The following is a 236-nucleotide window of genomic DNA, read 5'->3' on the forward strand; positions in this document are numbered from 1 at the left end:
GCGCTCGAGGAAATGCTTCGCCTCATCGCCGACACGGGCCTCGGCTCGTTCCTCGTCGTGCTGAAGCGCTTCGGCCACCTGCCCTCGCTGGGACTGCTGTCGTTTCCGCGTCCGGGCGCGACGCTGGCGCTCGACTTCCCGAATCGCGGCGCGCCGACGCTGGCGCTGCTCGAGGCGCTCGACGCGATCACGCGCAGCGTCGGCGGCGCGGTCTATCCAGCCAAGGACGCACGCAT

General features: G+C 70.8%; 1 pseudogene. It reads left to right on the forward strand.

Annotated elements, in window-relative coordinates:
• Positions 1–236, forward strand: a pseudogene (locus ACZ3HG_RS24855) (FAD-binding protein); the annotation flags it as partial.

This window comes from Erwinia sp. PME.40.26/001, assembly GCF_055556675.1.